The 18,175-nt window shown below is 61.2% G+C and carries 17 protein-coding genes; 9 read left to right on the forward strand and 8 right to left on the reverse strand.

The features are described 5' to 3' along the window. The first annotated feature begins 266 nt into the window (after nucleotides 1-266). The 4 genes from FSY45_RS28475 (at nucleotide 267) to FSY45_RS00215 (ending at nucleotide 4,066) form a co-directional block, all read left to right on the forward strand. Nucleotides 267-659, forward strand: a complete 393-nt coding sequence (locus FSY45_RS28475) for a hypothetical protein (protein WP_004340899.1) — start codon at nucleotides 267-269, stop codon at nucleotides 657-659. Between the two features lie 30 nt (nucleotides 660-689). Next, the gene (locus FSY45_RS00205; RefSeq protein ID WP_046462433.1) at nucleotides 690-1,178 is read left to right on the forward strand and encodes an EVE domain-containing protein; all 489 of its coding nucleotides are present in this window, start codon (nucleotides 690-692) and stop codon (nucleotides 1,176-1,178) included. A 289-nt stretch (nucleotides 1,179-1,467) separates the two neighbouring features. Beyond that, the gene (locus FSY45_RS00210; RefSeq protein ID WP_046462434.1) at nucleotides 1,468-2,880 is read left to right on the forward strand and encodes an APC family permease; all 1,413 of its coding nucleotides are present in this window, start codon (nucleotides 1,468-1,470) and stop codon (nucleotides 2,878-2,880) included. Nucleotides 2,881-2,995: 115 nt separating this feature from the next. Next, nucleotides 2,996-4,066: an aromatic acid exporter family protein gene (locus FSY45_RS00215; protein WP_004340894.1), complete on the forward strand. Its 1,071-nt coding sequence runs from the start codon at nucleotides 2,996-2,998 to the stop codon at nucleotides 4,064-4,066. 48 nt (nucleotides 4,067-4,114) lie between these two features. Here FSY45_RS00215 and FSY45_RS00220 read toward each other — a convergent pair whose 3' ends face one another. Together FSY45_RS00220 and FSY45_RS00225 are read right to left on the reverse strand one after the other, a co-directional pair. Next, the gene (locus tag FSY45_RS00220; RefSeq protein ID WP_046462498.1) at nucleotides 4,115-5,869 is read right to left on the reverse strand and encodes an amidohydrolase; all 1,755 of its coding nucleotides are present in this window, start codon (nucleotides 5,867-5,869) and stop codon (nucleotides 4,115-4,117) included. A gap of 166 nt (nucleotides 5,870-6,035) precedes the next feature. Then, the gene (locus FSY45_RS00225; RefSeq protein WP_046462499.1) at nucleotides 6,036-7,256 is read right to left on the reverse strand and encodes a CynX/NimT family MFS transporter; all 1,221 of its coding nucleotides are present in this window, start codon (nucleotides 7,254-7,256) and stop codon (nucleotides 6,036-6,038) included. Nucleotides 7,257-7,433: 177 nt separating this feature from the next. On the opposite strand from FSY45_RS00225, the gene FSY45_RS00230 reads away from it, so the two are divergent. Beyond that, the gene (locus tag FSY45_RS00230) at nucleotides 7,434-8,141 is read left to right on the forward strand and encodes a hypothetical protein (RefSeq protein ID WP_046462435.1); all 708 of its coding nucleotides are present in this window, start codon (nucleotides 7,434-7,436) and stop codon (nucleotides 8,139-8,141) included. Nucleotides 8,142-8,174: 33 nt separating this feature from the next. Here FSY45_RS00230 and FSY45_RS00235 read toward each other — a convergent pair whose 3' ends face one another. Further along, complete coding sequence (locus tag FSY45_RS00235; RefSeq protein WP_004340887.1) at nucleotides 8,175-9,029, reverse strand: aldo/keto reductase; 855 nt, start codon at nucleotides 9,027-9,029, stop codon at nucleotides 8,175-8,177. A 200-nt stretch (nucleotides 9,030-9,229) separates the two neighbouring features. Between FSY45_RS00235 and FSY45_RS00240 the strand changes: the two genes are divergently transcribed. The 3 genes from FSY45_RS00240 (at nucleotide 9,230) to FSY45_RS00250 (ending at nucleotide 11,298) form a co-directional block, all read left to right on the forward strand. Then, entirely contained in the window at nucleotides 9,230-10,081 is an 852-nt protein-coding gene (locus tag FSY45_RS00240) for a DUF2167 domain-containing protein (RefSeq protein WP_004340885.1), read from the forward strand. An 88-nt stretch (nucleotides 10,082-10,169) separates the two neighbouring features. After that, nucleotides 10,170-10,922, forward strand: coding sequence for a hypothetical protein (locus FSY45_RS00245; RefSeq protein ID WP_004340882.1), 753 nt, complete (start codon nucleotides 10,170-10,172; stop codon nucleotides 10,920-10,922). A gap of 61 nt (nucleotides 10,923-10,983) precedes the next feature. Further along, nucleotides 10,984-11,298 carry a DUF2322 family protein gene (locus FSY45_RS00250; RefSeq protein ID WP_004340880.1) on the forward strand — a complete coding sequence of 105 codons (315 nt, stop codon included), beginning with the start codon at nucleotides 10,984-10,986 and terminating at the stop codon, nucleotides 11,296-11,298. A 6-nt stretch (nucleotides 11,299-11,304) separates the two neighbouring features. On the opposite strand, the gene FSY45_RS00255 is transcribed toward FSY45_RS00250, so the two are convergent. Then, the gene (locus FSY45_RS00255) at nucleotides 11,305-12,351 is read right to left on the reverse strand and encodes a GGDEF domain-containing protein (RefSeq protein WP_231879649.1); all 1,047 of its coding nucleotides are present in this window, start codon (nucleotides 12,349-12,351) and stop codon (nucleotides 11,305-11,307) included. Between FSY45_RS00255 and FSY45_RS28130 the strand changes: the two genes are divergently transcribed. Next, nucleotides 12,331-12,555, forward strand: coding sequence for a hypothetical protein (locus FSY45_RS28130; RefSeq protein WP_231879648.1), 225 nt, complete (start codon nucleotides 12,331-12,333; stop codon nucleotides 12,553-12,555). The two genes, FSY45_RS00255 and FSY45_RS28130, sit on opposite strands and share 21 nt — an antisense overlap. 151 nt (nucleotides 12,556-12,706) lie before the next feature. Here the strand turns inward: FSY45_RS28130 and FSY45_RS00260 are convergent, their stop codons facing one another. The 4 genes from FSY45_RS00260 to FSY45_RS00275 all read right to left on the reverse strand — a co-directional run bounded on the left by FSY45_RS00260 (nucleotide 12,707) and on the right by FSY45_RS00275 (nucleotide 18,069). Beyond that, on the reverse strand, nucleotides 12,707-13,861 hold the full coding sequence (locus FSY45_RS00260; RefSeq protein ID WP_004340876.1) for a YbdK family carboxylate-amine ligase: 1,155 nt from the start codon (nucleotides 13,859-13,861) through the stop codon (nucleotides 12,707-12,709). Next, complete coding sequence (locus FSY45_RS00265; RefSeq protein WP_046462436.1) at nucleotides 13,851-15,134, reverse strand: cation:proton antiporter; 1,284 nt, start codon at nucleotides 15,132-15,134, stop codon at nucleotides 13,851-13,853. The genes FSY45_RS00260 and FSY45_RS00265 overlap by 11 nt, the downstream gene beginning before the upstream one ends. Nucleotides 15,135-15,534: 400 nt before the next feature. After that, on the reverse strand, nucleotides 15,535-16,710 hold the full coding sequence (locus FSY45_RS00270) for a M20 aminoacylase family protein (RefSeq protein WP_046462437.1): 1,176 nt from the start codon (nucleotides 16,708-16,710) through the stop codon (nucleotides 15,535-15,537). Between the two features lie 15 nt (nucleotides 16,711-16,725). Continuing rightward, nucleotides 16,726-18,069, reverse strand: a complete 1,344-nt coding sequence (locus tag FSY45_RS00275) for a DUF3100 domain-containing protein (RefSeq protein WP_004340870.1) — start codon at nucleotides 18,067-18,069, stop codon at nucleotides 16,726-16,728. Nucleotides 18,070-18,175: the final 106 nt, after the last annotated feature.

Raw genomic sequence — 18,175 nt, forward strand, 5'->3', positions numbered from 1 at the left:
CCAAAAGGGGCCGACAAGCCCCTTTTTCTATTTCCGTCATCTCCTTATCGAATATGTGGAAAAAAGACCCGAGCTTCAGAAACCTTAGTGCGACCAGAGCGGAGCGCAAAGACATTGCCCAAGCCGCTGAAAGGGCCCGCAAACTACTGAGAAGACGGGCACTCGTCAGCGCTGCCGCCAGTGCCATTCCTATACCCGGTCTGGACTGGGCTGCAGATGCAGCCCTGCTCGCACAGCTCTATCCACGCATCAACCAGGAGTTCGGATTGACGCCAGAGCAACTCGACCAACTCACGCCAGGAAAGCGCGAGCAAGTCCAGAAAGCCATCGCCATGGTTGGCTCCGTGCTGATCGGCAAGTTCATCACCCGCGACATGGTGCTGCGCCTCGGCAAAGCCATGGGTTTGCGCATGAGCACCAAGCAGGCCGCCAGATATGTGCCGCTACTGGGCCAGCTCGCAGCTGCATCCATAGGCTACGCGACTCTGCGCTATCTGGGCGAGCGCCATATTCAGGACTGTATGCGGGTTGTGGAAGAAGCCGAGCTGGACATTCCGGGCCGCTGGCTGGACACCCGAAATCTGCTGCAACGCAATAGCGATCTGGTGCGCAATTGGCAGCAGGATCGCGGTCCCTGGCAGCGAGATCGTGATGACTGAGACAGCAACCTCCTCGCCGACAATGCACCTATGAACGACAGCAGCCTCCAAGCCCATCGTTACTGGCTCATGAAGAACGAGCCCGACGAGTACTCCATCGACCATGCTCTGGCGTCCCCCCAGCAGACCATTGCCTGGAATGGCGTACGCAATTACCAGGCACGCAATTTCATGCGTGACGATATGCAGGCGGGTGACGGCGTGCTGTACTGGCATTCCAGTTGCGCCGAACCTGGGATTTACGGCATTGCCCGCATTGCCGGCAATCTGCGTGTGGACCCTTCACAGTTCGACCCAGCAGACCCCTATTACGACCCCAAGTCCCAGAACGACAAACCGCGCTGGCTTATGCTGGATGTGCAGGCCTTGAAAAAGATCCGCCCCCTGCTGATGCCAGAGCTACGCGAGCAACCTCAACTGGCGCAGATGCGCGTGCTGCAAAAAGGCAATCGTCTCTCCATTACCCCAGTGACCGAAGCCGAGTGGCAATGCATTCAGTCTCTACTGCAAGGGAGTTGAGGCTGAGCAGGTGTATGCTCTTCTAGTCATAGCAAGCTGTGCCGATACCGCCTTGAACTTAATGCGATTTTCATCATAAGCAACCTCGGCAGTAACAAAAGCCGATAATGCCGGCTTTTCGCTGTTGCCCGACCCGAGGTTCAGCGAAACCCAAGAACGGCGCCCTGCTTCGGGGTGTGCCCAAACCATTGATAACACAGTGGCAACCAAGCTGGGACTCATCTCTGCGGTGCATTGCCACGAGCAGGCCAGTGCAAGTTTTGCGTCGGCTCTCTTGTTCTTGTAGAAGATGACTGCACTGACCGATCACCCAGCCCAGGCTGCCTCGCCCCCTGCTTCTGCCGGCCTGCAAAAGACTCTGCTGCTATGGCATGTGGTCATCATCGGCCTGGCCTATATCCAGCCGATGACATTGCTGGACACTTTCGGCATGGTCTCGCGCGATTCGCTGCAGCATGTGCCCACCTCCTACTTTGTTGCCTTGCTGGCCGTGCTGCTGACCTCGCTGAGTTACGGCCACATGATCCGCCGCTACCCCTCCTCGGGCTCGGCTTATACCTATGCGCAAAAGGCCATTCACCCCAATGTGGGCTTCATGGTGGGCTGGTCCTCGTTGCTGGACTATCTGCTCTCGCCCATGGTCAATATCCTTCTGGCCAAGATCTACCTGACATCCATGTTCCCCGAGGTCAACCACTGGGTCTGGATCGTCGGCCTGACCGCGCTGATGGTTTGCGTGAACCTGCGCGGCATCCGCTTCGTCGCCCATTTCAATGGCTTGATCGTCTTCTTCCAGTTGCTCGTCATCGCCGTCTTCACCTGCATGGTCTGGCGCGATCTGCATGCGGGCCGCAATGCCCTGGGTGCGATTGCCGAGCATAGCGGCTTGGGCCTGTGGACACTGTCGCCCTTGTGGAGCGCCCAGGCCGAGATCGGTGCGCTGATTACGGGAGCCACCGTTCTTTGCTTTTCGTTCACGGGGTTCGACTCGCTGAGCTCACTGGCCGAAGAAACTCACGACACCCGAAACACCCTGCCCAAGGCCATTTTTCTGACGGCGCTTATTTCCGGCCTGATCTTCATCGTGGCCACGTATTTTCTGCAGCTCTATTTCCCGGGCGACCCCGGTCAGTACTTCGAGGCCGTGGACGAAACCCAGCCCGAGATCCTCTATCTGGTGGGCGGCGCGCTGTTCAAGTCAGTGGTGCTGTCCTTTGCCATCGTCACCGTCATGGCCTCGGGCATCGCGGCTCACGCTGGTGTATCGCGACTGATGTATGTCATGGGCCGCGATGGCGTGATCCACCAGCGCTTCTTCGGCCACATCAGCCCCAAGTCCTTCACGCCTTCCTACAATATTCTGCTGGTGGGCGCAGTGGCGCTGACCGCTGGCTTTCTGAGCCTGGAATATGTGGTCGCCCTGATCAGCTTCGGCGCGCTGACGGCTTTCAGTTTTGTCAATCTGTCGGTGCTGGCCGAATATATGTGGCGCCAGGGCCGCTGGCACAGCCCGGGCGACCTGCTGCGCTATCTTGTCACCCCGGTGCTGGGCTTCATCAGCGTAGGCGCCATGTGGCTGGAAGTGGAGCCCAGCTCGCTGAGCTCGGGCCTCATCTGGGGCTGCATCGGGCTTGCCTATCTGGCCATCATCACCAGTGGCTTTCGCAGGACCCCGCCCCAGTACGACGACTCGGCAGACTGATCCGCTGGACTGCATTTTCGGGTGGCGTGGCGTATTTCCCACAGGGCAATCTCATGGCGCCCTCTAACATCCCTGGATCAGAGTCTGATCGACCGCCACACCAAGGAGTTTGAGATTGCGCTGGAGCACCCCGTTCATGCTGGCCTGGCGCCGTGCCAAGACCACTTTTCCATCGCGGGCCAGGCTGGCCCTGCGTGATGCGATTGCCGCCGCACTGGCCAGCATGCTGGCCTGGGTCATCGCCCAGCAGCTTTGGGGCCACCCCAAGCCCGCCTTCGCCGTGGTCACCGCCGTGATCTGCCTCGCCCCTGGACTGCCCAGCCATCTGAAACAGGCGCGCAGTCTGCTCATCGGCTGCACACTGGGCATCGTGATCGGCGATCTGCTGTGGCAGTTGCCAGAGCAGCATCTGTTGCTGCGCATGAGTCTGGGCGCATTTCTCTCCATCCTGCTCGGCGCCATCATCGGCCCCGCACCCGTGGTGCCGATTCAAGCCGGTGTCTCGGTGATTCTGGTGCTGGTGCTCGGCCCCAGCATGGCGGGCGGAGCCCGTCTGCTGGACGTCACGGTCGGTGCGGCGGTCGGGCTTATCTTCAGCCAGGTGCTGCTGACCTCCAATCCCATCAAGGATATGGGCCGGGCCGCCTCGATCTTTCTCAAGCAGCTTGCCAACGGTCTGGATCTGATTCTCAAGGCCTGCCAGCAGCAAAAAGCCGATGCAGCCGAAACCGCTCTTGGCCAGCTATCACTGGCCCATGAATCGCTGGCCGCCCTGCGCGCCGCCGTAGGCCAGGCCCATTCCTCGCGCCGCTGGTCCCTGCGCGGACGACTCAATGCAGAGCGACTGGCTTTTGTCACCCGCCGCTATGACCGCCATGCCGTACGGGTTTATGCCACGGCTCTGCTGCTGGCCGAAAGTCTGAATCGTGCCACCGCCCACACCGGGATGCCACCGCCAGCGGCAATAGCGGACTACTGCCGCTGGCTGACGCATGCCTGTCTGGATCTGGCCAACCAGCCAACCGTGGTCGCACTCAGAGCCGATGATCCACTGGCGACCATGGATAGCAGCCCTGCATCACCTGCACCAACGGAAGTACTGCAGCCCGAATGGCTGCTGGTGCATGAGAACGCCCGGCAACTGGAGCGTGCGTTGCGTGCCCTTATCGGCTCGCGCGATGCGTGAAAGACATTCACCCAAACGCATACCCGTCAATCGCAAGCGGCTCTCAAATCAGAAGTTTGCCCCATCGCGCTTGTAAACCGTGCGCCCTTCCTTGATGGTCTCCAGCACCTGGAGACCGGCAAGCTGATGAGGCTCCACGGTCAGCGGGTTGCCCGACAGCACGGCAAGGTCGGCCAGCTTGCCGACCTCGATGGAACCCTTGCGGTCTTCCTCGAAATGCTGGTAGGCCGACCAGATGGTCTGCGCCTTGAGCGCCACCCAGGGCGAGACGCGATGCTCTGGCCCCAGCACACGGCCCGAGCGCGTGGTGCGATTGACGGTGGCATCGAGCACACGCATCGACGACGGCAGGGCCACAGGCGCATCATGGTGAGAGGTGAACACCATGCCCTCGGCCAGCACCCAGCCCGTTGGCGAGATGTTCTGCGCACGCGGATCGCCCAGCACCGAGTCATGGTGCCAATCGCCCCAGTAAAAGGTATGCATGGGAAACAGCGACGGGAAAATGCCCAGCTCCTTGAGCTGGCTCACCTGGTCGCGCCGCAGCGTCTGTCCGTGGATCAGCACCGGGCGTAAGGCACGCGCCTGCTCCACGGGACCGCTGGCGCGTACGGCTGCGATGAACTGATCGATCGCCGCATCACCGTTGCCATGCACCAGAATCTGCCAGCCGTTGTGGATGGCCTTGGCCACCTGCTCATTGGCCCTGGCATCGCTGAGCACCCCGTAGCCACGATAGCCGGGCTGCTGGCCATCGGGCGGCACTAGATAGGGCTCGGTCAGCCAGGCGGTCTTGCCCTGGGGCGAGCCATCGAGCGTGAGCTTGACACCGCCAATGCGGAAGCGATTGGTATAGCTGCGGCTGAACTTGAGCTTGTTGGCCAGCGCGCCGTCGCCCAGTTGCAGTATGTCGGGATAGGACACCACATCGATGACCAGCCGACGCGACTCGGCAGCCGCCATGGCCGAGGCAATGGCTCCTGCATCGGAGCGACCGTCCTGCACCGTGGTATAGCCGAACTCCAGATAGAGCTGCTGGGCTTTTTCCAGCCAGTCCATGGATTGCTCCAGCGTGAGCTTGGGCATGATCCTGCCCAGGCTGTGGAAGAAGGCGTTCTCCTCCAGCACCCCGTTGGGCACCGGGCTGCCGGCACGGCGGCGGATCACGCCGCCCTCTGGATTGGGAGTGCCAGGACCGATGCCGGCACGGGCCAGGGCCGCGGAATTGAGTGCACCGAAGTGCCCGGACTGGTGAATCACGGCAATCGGCAGATCACGGGAGACGGCATCGAGGTCGTCGCGTGTGGGATGACGCCGCTCCTGGAGCTGGGAATCGTCATAGCCAAAACCGAGCACGATGCCCAGTTGTTTGACCTCGGGCGAGGTCTGGATGTACTCGCGCAGCGTCTGCTGCAAGTCGGCGATAGAGGCATTGCCGCCGTCGGGCGGAGGCAGCAGATTGGCGGAAATGGCCTGCAGGCCGACGCCGCCGATATGGCTGTGCGGGTCCACAAAGCCCGGAATAAGCGTGCGCCCCTGCAAGTCCACCATGCGCGTGGCAGCACCGCGCAAGGCCTCCAGCTCCTGAGCCGAGCCAATGGCAGTAATCATCCCGGCGCCAACGGCCACGGCCTCCACCTGAGGCCGTGCGTCATTCATGGTGAGAATCGGGCCGCCGTAATAGATCAGCTCGGCAGGCTTGACCGCCGTCTTGGTACGACGCGAGGCACAGCCCGCGAGCCAGGGCGTTGAGGACAATGCCGTCAGCGAAGCTGCGGTGGCGAGAAACTGGCGCTTTTGCATCATGAACCTCCACAAGACTGCAGCGTAACCGCAGTTCAGACTCGAATCATGCTTGAGCTGGCAATTGAGTCCTGTGTGCCAACTCAAAACAATGCATCAAATCGGGCTACCGCACCTATCCGACAAGAACTGAAAGCTCATAAATACAGAGCATCATTCGCTGGTCTCAGGCCCTGAGGCGGCTCCAGCAACGCCCCACTCCCAGCGCCAGCAACCAGCCCAGCACGCACATGCTGCCCGTCACCAACCAGGTGAACTGCCAGCCGCCCATCTGCATGGCCACGGCCGCCACCAGCGGCGGACCTGCGAACTGCCCCACGCAAGACCATTGCTGCATGAAACCCACGGTGGTTGACACCGTGGCCTGGCTGGGCGCCAGATGCATGGCCGTTGTGAACAAGGTCGCTGGTATCAGGCCGCCCGTCGCCGAGAACAGTGCCACGGCCACAAAGCGCAGCCACAGAGGAGCCAGCGGCTCGCCCCCGATCTGCACATAGGCCAGCAGCGCCGTCAGCCCCATCAGCACATAGCCGGTCTGCAGGCAGCGCGCAGGACTCCAGCCGCGATGCAACAACCTGCCTGCAGCCACATTGCCCAGCATATTGCTGGCGGCGACCACGGCCGTCAGCAGGCCGGCCAGCTTGGCACTGAGTCCTGCTTCCGAATAAAGCGTGGGCAGAAAGCCGACAATGCCCATCCACTGACCCGAATACACCATAAAGCCCAGTGACACCAGCCAGGGGCCGGGGCTGCGCAATGTGAGCGCCAGACGCGGACGCCATCCCTCATCGGCAGTGGCTGCGACGGCTGCAGTTGCAGCAGCATCCGCAGGCACCATGCGCCAGACGGCATAGGCCGCCAAGGCGGAGGTACAGCCCAGTGCAAGCCACCAGGTCTGCCAACTGGTCGCCTGCAGCACCCAGGGCCCAAGCAGCAAGCCCATGGCACTGCCAATGGGCATATAAGAGCCCCACCAGCCCATGCGCGCCCCCAGTTCTGACGGCTTGACGCTGCGACGAATCAGCCCTGGAGCAGGCATGGCAACCAGCAAAAAGCCCAGACCTTCCAAAGCACGCAGCGCCAGCAGCCAGGTGAAGTCCGTGGCCGCAGCACCCACCATGCTGGACAGTGCCATCATCATCAGCCCCGTCAGCAGGCTGCGACGCAGCCCCCATTTGTCTGCCCCCAGACCCACCACCAGGCCCAGCACCATGCCCGCCACCTGGACGGTGGAAAGCAAGAATCCCGCCTGCACCAAGGACATGCCCAGTTGCTGCTGCAGCAGGGGTACGGCGGGCGGCAGCTTGCCCACATGCAGCGAGGCACTGACGCCCGCAGCGACGATGATCCATGAGGGGTTCAGACCCCGGCTAGTCACAGGCTCCACCACGTTGTCTCTTTTTCTCAGCTAGGTGATATGTCAACTATCTAGCATATGGCAAAACGCGAGACTGATTGACAAGCTTTGCTGCAAGCGCTGTCGGAACATGCCACTCTCGCCCTGATCGCGTAAAAATTGTGCAAACTCGCTTTCATGGCCGACGACTCCGTTTGAAAGAACTCCATGCGCTCTTCGCTTGATTTCAGCTCCTGGACCTCCTTGCTCTCCACCGTGCTGGGCCTGTTGCTGGTGACCTGCCTGATGATGGGCATTCGCCTGTTGTTCATGCAGACCGTGCAAAAACGACGCGAGCGTGAGAACCGGCAGATCAACGAACGACTCAAGACCTTGATCGCCGCCTACAAAACGCTGGGCAGCTCGTTTACCGGCACGCTGAGCGTGAGCCCTCTGCATCTGCGCGAGCTCAGGCAAAACGATGAGACGCCGCCGCAACCGCCAGCCGGAGCTAGCCTGAACGAGCGCCGGCGTCGTATCCGGGATGCCGTGGAAGCCGCTCTGTCCGACATCATCCTGCTGGGTACCGAGGAGCAGGTGGAACTGGCCGCCCGGGCCGCCCAGGATATGGTGGCCGGTCGACCTATCGAGACCGCCGCGCTGGTCACCTCGCTGCGCGGCTTTATCCGCGACGCCCTGGATCTTGAACCCATTCCCTCGCATCTCCAGATACCGTCCCAGGGCCCGGCAAGGCCGAGTACCGGGGGCGCCGGAGGGAATCGCAAGGCCGGTGAAGCTCAGGGTTCGGGCGGTCGCAGTGGCGCAGGCGCTCAGGGTGCAAGCATGGGAGCGGGAGGCCTGGGACTGGGCGCCGGACTGGGCTCAGGTCTGAGTGCTGGTACGGGTAGCGAGGATCTCACGGACCGTCGCTCATGACACCGCCTCGCCCAAGCCTCAGGCCCTTCTTGCTCAGAGAATGTCCAGCGGCTGCTTGAAGCGCGGCGGAGGCGAAGCAGCATCGATCAGCGCCAGCTCCTCCGGGCCGAGCTTGAGCTGCAGTGCACGGGCGTTGTCTCGGACATGGTCTTCGGAGCCGCTCTCGGGAATCGCCAGCACTTTGCCGCTGCGCAGAGCCCAGGCCAGAGCCACCACACTGGCACCGACACCATGGCGATCACCTATTTCAGCCAGCAGGCTGTGCTCAATCAGCTCTCCATGTCCTAGCGGGCAATAAGCCATCACGGTCACGCCGTTCTTCTGACACCAGGGCAGCAAGTCATATTCGATGCCGCGGCTGAAAACGTTGTAGAGCACCTGATTGACCACGCAGTTGCGTCCGCCGGGAACTTGCCACAGCTCCTGCATATCGTCGATGTCGAAATTGGAAACGCCCCAATGGCGAATCTTGCCCTGCGTCTTAAGGTCCTCAAACGCGGCTACCGTCTCGGCCAGCGGCGTATTTCCGCGCCAGTGGAGTAAATAGAGGTCGATACAGCCCACTCCCAGCTTATGGGCGCTGGCCTCGAACGCACGCATCACTCCCTTGCGGCTGGCATGCATGGGTAGCACCTTGCTGACCAGAAAAGGCCGGGGCCGACTTGGCGGCCAGTCACGCAGCACATCGCCAATCAGTTCTTCGGAAAGACCGTCGCCATACATCTCGGCGGTGTCGATCACGCTCAGGCCGAGTTGCAATCCGGTGAGCAAGGCCGCTTTCTCCTCGTCCCGGCTACGCCGCCCCTGGCCAAGGTGCCAGCTGCCCATGCCCAGATTGGCATGTCCCTGCAAGAATGATATGGCACTGTGCATATGATCAATCCCCATGAAAAATCTTTAAAACATGCTTTTTGTCCGATATTACTGACGCTTTATTCCATCAATCCTGCTAATTTTGTCAGCTCAGTTTGAGCCACGTTATGCTTCGCGTGCGAATCAACGACTGATGATTCGAATGTGAATGTGAAATCAAGTTCGCTATTACCAATAGCAATCCTCAATAAATTCATAACACGGGAGTTCATTGAATGTTCAAGTCCATCGCGGCAGCCGTTCTCGGCCTGTCACTTTCTCTGGGCGTCTGGGCCAAGACCGAAGCCACTCAGGAGTTGCCGCCTGAAATCAAGGCCCTGCGCTGGCAGGAAAGCGGCAAGGGAGAAATCGCTGACAAGGCCAGCGTCAAGATTCCATCGGGCTATGCCTTTCTCGGCGAGGCCGACACATCCAAGCTGTTGCAGGCATTTGGCAACCCACCCAGCAGCGATCACTTTCTGATAGCCCCCAAATCGCTGGACTGGTTTGCCGTGTTTTCGTATGACGACACTGGCTACGTGAAGGACGACGAAAAAATCGATGCCGACGACTTGCTCAAATCCATGCAGTCAGGTGACAAGGCCGGCAACGAACAGCGCAAGAAGCTGGGTCTTGAAGCGCTGTACACCGATGGCTGGCAGGTTCCCCCACATTACGACACAGCCACCAAGCGACTGGAATGGGGTCTGCGTCTGCGCGGCGAGTCGGGCGAGAAGAATGTCAACTACACCTCGCGCATTCTGGGCCGCAGCGGCGTGATGACTGCCACCCTGGTCTCCGACACCGCCACACTGGCCCAGAACACCGATGAATTCAAGAAAGTACTCGCCGGCTTCGACTACAACAGTGGCCAGACCTATGCCGAGTTCAAGAACGGTGACAAGGTCGCCGCCATCGGCCTGGGTGCACTGGTGCTCGGCGGAGCTGCCGCAGTGGCCACAAAGAAAGGCCTTTGGGGTGCGATTGCAGGCTTTCTGGCAGCAGGCTGGAAGATCATTGCAGCCGCAGCGGTCGCGCTGTTCGCAGGCATAGGCAAATTGTTTGGCCGCAAGAAAGCCGCAGAATAAGACAGTCGGTCGGTCGCGGCTTCACCCCCTGTAACCCCGCCCCGCGCATCGCTAAGATCGCGGGGTTTGTCTTGTCTCGAAAGCCGTCTTGTACTTCACGATCTCCACGCAGCTGCAGGTAGTTCTGGCCATTGTCCTGTTCTATCTTTATGACGCGGCCTTGCTGCTCAAGCCAGAAGAGGGTTTGCTGCGCCCGCTACGCTCGGGATGGCGGGCACAGCTGGCCAGCCGGGGCTTCGAGCTGCGTCAGAATCGCCTGCTATGGCTGCCTGTTCTTGCACTACACCAGCCCGTCTACCGGCAGCGCTGGAGCACCACGCGGATTCATCTGCCCGGTGAGGCGGTATTTTCAAAGGCAGTGGAGGCACATGCCCGCAGTTTCAAAGCGTTTGCGCTGCCGCTGTATCTGCTGGCTGCGCTGCTGTTTCTCTGTCTCCCCGCTGCCTTGCTGGTGCTGCATTCCGAACTGCTGCAGCTGATCGCACTCGCGCTGATCTATCTGAGCACGGCCTGCCTGAGCTGGCTGGCCCTGCGCCACGGCAAGCAGGGCCACAGCAATCGGGCCTTCGCGCGCTCCACGGCGTTTCAGATTTTGCTGTGCCCGCCATTTGCCCTCAATGTGGTGCGCAAGCTTTCGCTGTCCTACGAGACTGAAGCCGATTTGCTGCAGACGGCGCAGGCCCTCATGAGCGCCGCACAGTGGCAGGACCTTGCAGCAGAGGCTCAGCAGCTGATGCAGCGTGAAATGGATGAAATTGCCGAGCTGCCCGAGTATGCGCCAACGCTTGCGCAGATGCAGCAGGCGCTGCGGGTGCTGGAGCAAAACAGCGCCCGCAGCTGAACACGCCATCAGACTGCCTCACAATAGCGGCTTCCATCACAGCGACCATCGCGAGCACACCATGGCCTTTGCCGACAACCTCAAGCAACTTCCCTCCATCGCCCATGTCGCCGAGCTACAGCTGATCGACTCCGACGGCAAGCTTGCCGCAAGCATTCCGAATGCGCCTGGCAAGGCCGGCTCTGTCACGGTCTACAACGCCCTCTACGCAAAACATGGCAGCATCAATGTCGCCGCCGCCGAAGAGGGTCTGCAGCTGTTTGCAGAGCACACCGAAGACGCCAAGGCACGCCCCGGCGCTCACCCCAATATCGATCGACTGCTGGAGGTGATTGCAAGCGGCAAGGGTTATGCCGTAACGGTGATTGCAGCCTGAGCGTCTTCAGGCCCTTTCCCGGTTAGAAAGGCTTGACCTTCTTGCCTTGCTTTCTAGCGCCTGAGGCAGAAGGTATTCGGGGTCCGCACGCTGAACGCGGTTGCGCCCGGCGCTCTTGCCTCGATAAAGAGCGGCATCGGCCTGCTGCAGCGTGATGTCAAATGCCTGAGAAGTGATGAACGGATTAGAAACACCAATCGTCGCCGTGCAAGTGACAGAGCCGTGCAGGCTGATGCCAGGTATCGCGATTTCCGCAATCGCCGCACGTATTCTTTCGGCCAGTTGCAGAACTTCATCCCCCTTCAGGCCAGGGCAAAGAACCAGAAACTCCTCGCCGCCCAGACGACATTTAAGATCACTCCTGCGCGTGCTTTGCTGAATCGCTTCTGCCACGCGACACAGCATGTTGTCGCCAAACTGGTGCCCATAGTTGTCGTTGATGCGCTTGAAATGGTCAATGTCCACGATCAAGAGGTGGACCGGAGCGGCTTTCCTGGCTGCGAAATGCGCCTCCAGCCCATCTAGCAAACCACGACGATTGAGCAGCTTGGTCAGCGGATCCTGCGCTGCCATGCTGCCGAGTTCGTCGGTGAGACGGCGCAACGCCAGCCAGACAGCGCCTGGCGGAATCACCGTACCGAGGAAAGACATATAGATATAGAACACCATCTGGAAACGGCTGTTCATGTCCAAAGCCTGCAGCCCACCCTTCAGGATCAGCATGAGCTTCATGGCATTGAGACCACATATGCCCGCGATCAGGATGGCAAACACCACCATCTCCACGGCCATATTCCTGGCAAAGCTGCGCGTTCCCCAAAGCAAAGTGATCGTCATGCAGAGAAACAGCAAAGTGCATGCCGCAGCCAACATGGCCTGACGCGCCTCCAGACCAAGCGTAGACTGCACCAGCACCTGAGCCGCGCTGTAGGCCAGTGCCAAAATCAGCAGCGGACGCCATACCGGCGTCGGCCGATTGAAAAACCGCATCGCACCCAGCACATACGCTACCGGCGCGCAAAGCGTCAGCGTGTGATTGACGAGGCTCATCACACTCCAGCCAGGCTTGCCGCCCAACAACTGCAATATATAGGCACAACCAAGCAGCAGATTGCCCAGCGCAAAGACCTCCATGCCCATTTTTCTGCCGGGCAGCCTGCGACTGATCAGCATGAACAGAACGCAAAAACACAACAGATGCACGCAGAGCATGCCAAGGATGACGGTCGCAACCATGAAATCGCTCATATCCAATAAAGCTAGGCGCCGCCTGGTCCAGGCAATGAGAACAGCCGGACCTGCGGATCAACAAAGCAGGTCTGGTCCAGGCTTTACTCAAGCCTTTCTCCCCACTCTTAAGTGTTGGCAACTCTAATGCCTTGCGCCGAGCCGATAATGTCAACGCCGGTCAGGGCCTGCCAGCGAATCTGAGCGACGCCTGGCGCACCACCTCCGGCAACTGCTGCACCCGGGCATAGCTTTCGCGCAGCCAGCTCGCATCGTTGCCGCCCTGCAGCACCTGGGCCAGCTCCTGCAAAGCGCTCTTGCCGGATGCCGGCGCATGGCCGGTGATACGCCCCAGCGTCTGCTCGATATGCTCGCGCAGCGGCAGTTGCTCGCTGGTGGCTGGGTCCACATAGGTGCCGTCCAGACCAAAGCGGCAGGCCTGGAAACGGTTATAGGTATAGACCAGATAGTCGTCTTCGCTGGGTTCGAAGGGCTGCTCACTGAGGAACCAGGCGCCCAGCGCCTGAACATAGGCCGCCAGTTGCGCCGCGCGATGGATGGACAGCGGCGTATCGAAGACACGAACTTCCACAGTGCCGAACTCGGGCTTGGGACGGATGTCCCAGTAAAAGTCCTTCATGCTGTGAATTACGCCCGTGGCAGCCATCTTGACAAAATAGCGCTCGAAGTCTTCCCAGTGCAAGGCAAATGGTGCACGCCCCGAGAGCGGAAATGCGAACACCGAGTTCAGGCGCGCGGAGTCAAACGCCGTGTCCTGCCCCTGCACAAAGGGACTGGATGCGGACAGCGCAATGAAATGCGGGATATAGCGCGAGAGCCGGTGCAACATCATCAGCGCATCATCGGCACTGGGACAGCCCACATGCACATGCTGGCCAAAGATGGTGAACTGCTTGGTCAGATAGCCGTACAGCGCCGTCAGCTCCTTGAAGCGCGGCTTGTCGTAGATGCGCTGCTGGTGCCATTGCTGAAACGGGTGCGTACCGCCGCCGGCCAGCGCGATATTGAGCCGGTCAGCCGCCTTGACCAGGGCATCGCGTGTGACCGCCAACTGCTCATACGCGTCCTGTGCATCGCTACAAATGCCGGTCGAGATTTCGATCATGCTGGCCGTCACCTCGGGAACGATAGAGCCCGGAACCTTGGCGTTCTTGAGCAGAGCCAGCATATCGGGCGCATAAGGCGTCATATCGTAGTGATGGGTGTTGAGCAGCTGCAGCTCCAGCTCCACGCCCAGCGTCAACGCCTGAGATGGCGCGAATTCGCCCAGACCATCAGCCGCTGCCGTTTGAATGTGTTCGACTTCATGCGTCATGACGCCTCTCCCCTCTTTGCAAGGCTGCGCGGCCCACGCCGCGATGGGCATCGCCGCTGCGCCACAGCGCCGTGGCAGCCAGCAGCACACCCAGTACCTCACACAAGGCAATCATGGGCAAGGCAATGGCCGCGAGCTGCTGGGCCACGCTGGCATTGAAAGCAGTCCACTGCGACACCAGAGCAGAGACCATAAGCAGGGCCACCCCCGAGAGCGCAAACTGTCCGCAGGCCACGGGCCACTGTCTGCGCCAGCCTATGGCCGTGCCGTGCCCCAATAGCAAAACTGCAGAAAATTTGCCGACTGCCCTTGCCAGTACGGCGCTAGCCACTACCGAAACAAGAGCGAACGACATGCCGACCTGGGCTGCCATACTGGCCACCAGTACAAACATCAGCAGATTGAGCATGGCATTGGCCGCCTGAAAAGCCTGGGGCCAGATCAATGGCATGGGACTGAGATTGCGCAGCATCAGCCCCGCAACCATAAAGCCCAGCGCGGCCGAACCACCCCATTGCTCTGCCAGCAGACAGACCGCAGTCATTGCCGCGAGCAGATAGAAGGCCGTGCTGTCGCTGCGCGATGACTGCCAACGCAACACCGGCCAAAAAGCGGCCGTGACCAGCAAGGCCCAGAACAGGGTCAGCAGCAGGCTGAGCAGCAAACGCCCCAGTCCCGCAGCCGAGAACTGCAGGCCGCCGCCCGCCGCAGCTGCGGCAGGAACAAATACTACCGTCAACACCAGCGCGCCCAGCAGCGCCAGCAAGGTGCTGATGGTTGCCAGCAGCAGACTGCGATCCGTCACTGCACCGCTGGCACGCAAATCATCGGCAATGCGCAGCAGTACGGCCGGCGATGCCGCCATGGATATCACGCCGACGGCCAGCGCCACGGCCCAGCCCCAGCCGAGCGCCAGCAAGGCGGTGGTCACCACCACCAGAGTCAACAACGACTCGCCCAGGCTTTGCAGCAGCAGCCAGGGCTGACGCAGCAGCCAGGGAAGGGAAACTTGGGATGCAGCCAGCAACAGGCTCGCGCCCACGGCCAGCTCCAGCAGCAGCGCCGAACTGCCCTGCAAAGGCCAGGGCAGGTCACCAAACCCCACCCAGCCGGCCACCAGGCCGACCATGGTGTAGCCCAGCATGCGTGGATAGCCGGTAAAGCGATGAACCAGATGACCAAGCAAGGCGGCGGCCGAAACCAGCACGCACCAGCTCAGCAGCGGTGGAAAGCCGGCAGGCCAGATGCCCGCCTCCAGATTGCCGAACGGCATATAGCGCCCTCCTGTATCAAGACCCGGACAGTGCAACAAGTCGCGTCACCAGGGTTGGTGCAGGCAGCGTTGCGAAAGAGATGCGGTCAGCGCCGCGTGAAATCCCGGCCATGCGCCGGAATGCAACACCTGCTATTGCGCAACCAACTCTTCACCCACAGGATCAAGGCGGCCGCCACGCACGCCCCAACTCCTGTTGAGATAACGACAGAAACTATCTCGGAGCGCTACAAACATCATAGAGCTCCTGCATCCAATGGCGTTACAGGGTGTCAGCCTTCCGACATTTCTGTGACCGAATGCATTGCTTGGTGCAGTTTTGCAAACCAGCGGATCATGAAAAACGCCGGGCTCAACTCTGCGTTGACCCGGCGTAGGCATGTATGGCAAAACTGCGCTGTCAGGCTGGCAGCTTGCCGTCCTTCAGCAGCGCACCCACCAGCGCCACCCAGTAACGCATGCCCAGCGGCAGATTGGCGTCATTGAAGTCGTACTTGGGATTGTGCAGCGAGGCACTGTCCTCGCCATTGCCCAGCCAAATATAGACACCCGGGCATTCCTGCGCCATGAAGGCAAAGTCTTCCGAGGCCATGCTGGGCACCATATCACGGCGCACCTTGCCCTCGCCCAGCACGCTGGTCAGCACCTCGGCGCAGACTTCGGCATGCTGGGGGTTGTTGATGGTTGCGGGGTAACTGACGCGGTAGTCGAGATGGGCTTCCAGGCCGTGCAGCGCGCAAGTCGCGGCAATCGCATCGCGAAAACGCTGTTCGATGCGCGCACGCTGAGGCATGTCAAAGCAGCGCACGGTGCCACGCAGCTTGATGACTTCGGGCATCACGTTATAGGTATCGCCGGCGTTGAAGCTGGTCACGCTAAGCACGGCCGGCTTGTGAACCTCCTGCTCGCGCGCAATCAGCGCGGGAAGATGAGTCACCAGCTGACAGGCAGCCAGCAGTGCGTCCTTGCCCAGATGGGGCATGGCGGCATGGCAACCCTTGCCGGTCAGCGTCAGGTCAAAGATGTCGAAGGCCGCCATCACGGCCGTGGAATGCACCGCTGCCGTTCCCACAGGCAGGCCCGGCCAGTTATGCATGCTGTAGACCGCGTCCATGGGGAAGCGCTTGAACAAGCCGGCTTCGATCATGGCTCGCGCGCCACCTTCGTTTTCCTCGGCGGGCTGGAAGATGAAATGCACGGTCCCCGCAAAATCGGGCGCCGAGGCCAGAGCCTGGGCCGCCCCCAGCAACATGCTGGTATGGCCGTCATGGCCGCAGGCATGCATACGGCCGGCGTGCGTGGACGCATGCTCGCACTGGTTGAGCTCCGTCACATTCAACGCGTCCATATCGGCGCGCAGGCCGATGGATGGGCCTGCGCCCATATTGCCCTTGAGCACGGCAACCACACCCGTACCGGCCAGGCCGGTGTGCACTTCCAGACCAAAGCTCTTCAGCAGTTCGGCCACGCGTGCGCTGGTGCGGTGCTCCTGAAACGCGGTTTCGGGATGACGGTGAAAGTCATGGCGCCAGGCTTGAAGTTCCTGCTGGCCGGGCCACTTGATGGTGTTCATCATGGTCGTGTTCCGGCTTTACAGCGTATGGACAAAGGTCTGGGCGATCAGGGTCGCAGCCAGGAACACACCGGCATTGGCCAGCAGCGAAACCACGACGATGCGCCAACCCAGGCGGCGGAAGGCCGGGATGTCCTTGGCCAGCGACAGGCCCGCGAACGTCAGCATGGGCGTGATCATGGCCAGGAAGTTGACCTTGCCGGTGAGCGCAGCCACTTCGGCGGCATAAGGCGTGAGCGGGAATGTCATGGCCATGGCGATGAACGAGATCCAGCACACGGCAGGCAGCATGCGGCGCGTGCCGACATAGATCAGATCACCGACAAACACTGCAGCAATGATGAGCAGCACGCCGGGCAGCGCATCCATCACCGGCACGCCATGGCCGATGCGGTTGCCGATCAGCACCATGGCGCCGACCAGAACCCAGGAAGCGAAGCGCATGCCCAGACCCAGCGCCGGAACCTGCGCCTGTTCTTCATCTTTGGCGGCAGACAGGTCTACGGCCTGCTCCACAACGGCCTGCTTGCGCTTGCGGCCCAGAATCGGCTCCAGCCATTGATAGGCACGCAAGGCCAGCGGCAGCGAGATGAACAGCGTCAGATAAGTGCCCACCGTCGTCGCAATCAGGTTGGCGGCAGCGGCAAAGGTGGCAATCTGGTCGCTCATCTCGGGATGCTGGGCGGCGATCGCGCCCACGGCGGCGGCCGTCATGCTGCCCGAGCCGACGCCGGCGCCCATGCCCAGGGCCAGCGGATGGAAGATATTGAGGCTGGAGACAAAGCCGGCCAGCAGCGAGATGAAGATGGCGCCGATCAGAGTGCCTGTGATGTACTCGGCCAGCACGCCGCGGCCTTCGGGCGAATCCATGCCGAAACGCTCGCCGATGATGGCCAGGCCCGGTTCACGGCCGATGGAGAACGTCGCGCCAATCGCTTCGCGCTTGATCCCCAGCAGCAGCGCCACGGGCATGCCCAGGGCGACGCAACCGACCAGATTGCCCAACTCCTGCAACACCAGTCCCCAGCCGACTTCCGCCAGCTTGGGCAGCGAACCACCGACCAGCAGACCGAGCTTGGCAATGAACAGGAACAGCGCGCAGGACAGCACGGCGGCGGCCAGATTCTGACTGTACAGGCTCAGTTGCAGCGGGCCGGGCATGCGCTTGCGCAGCAGACCCAGCACCAGGCCGATGAGCAGCGCCCAGATCATGGGCAGCAGCACCACCTTGCCCACGCCCAGCGCAATGGGCAGCGGCCCCAGCCACTCGGACAACGCCGCGATCACCAGCGCCAGCGCAAATACCTGCACCACACTGCCCACATTCAACGCGGCCTTGGCCGGCTGCACCTCTGTACGCATCAACTTTCCTTGCGCACGTCGGCCGCTGCCGACGCGCTGAAATAGCTTTGAACCCTGAAAATGGGCACGGCCAGCCCAAGCTGGCGCTCACCCATGCGGGCGCTGA

The organism is Comamonas sp. Z1 (assembly GCF_008121555.1).
Lineage (GTDB): Bacteria > Pseudomonadota > Gammaproteobacteria > Burkholderiales > Burkholderiaceae_C > Comamonas > Comamonas thiooxydans.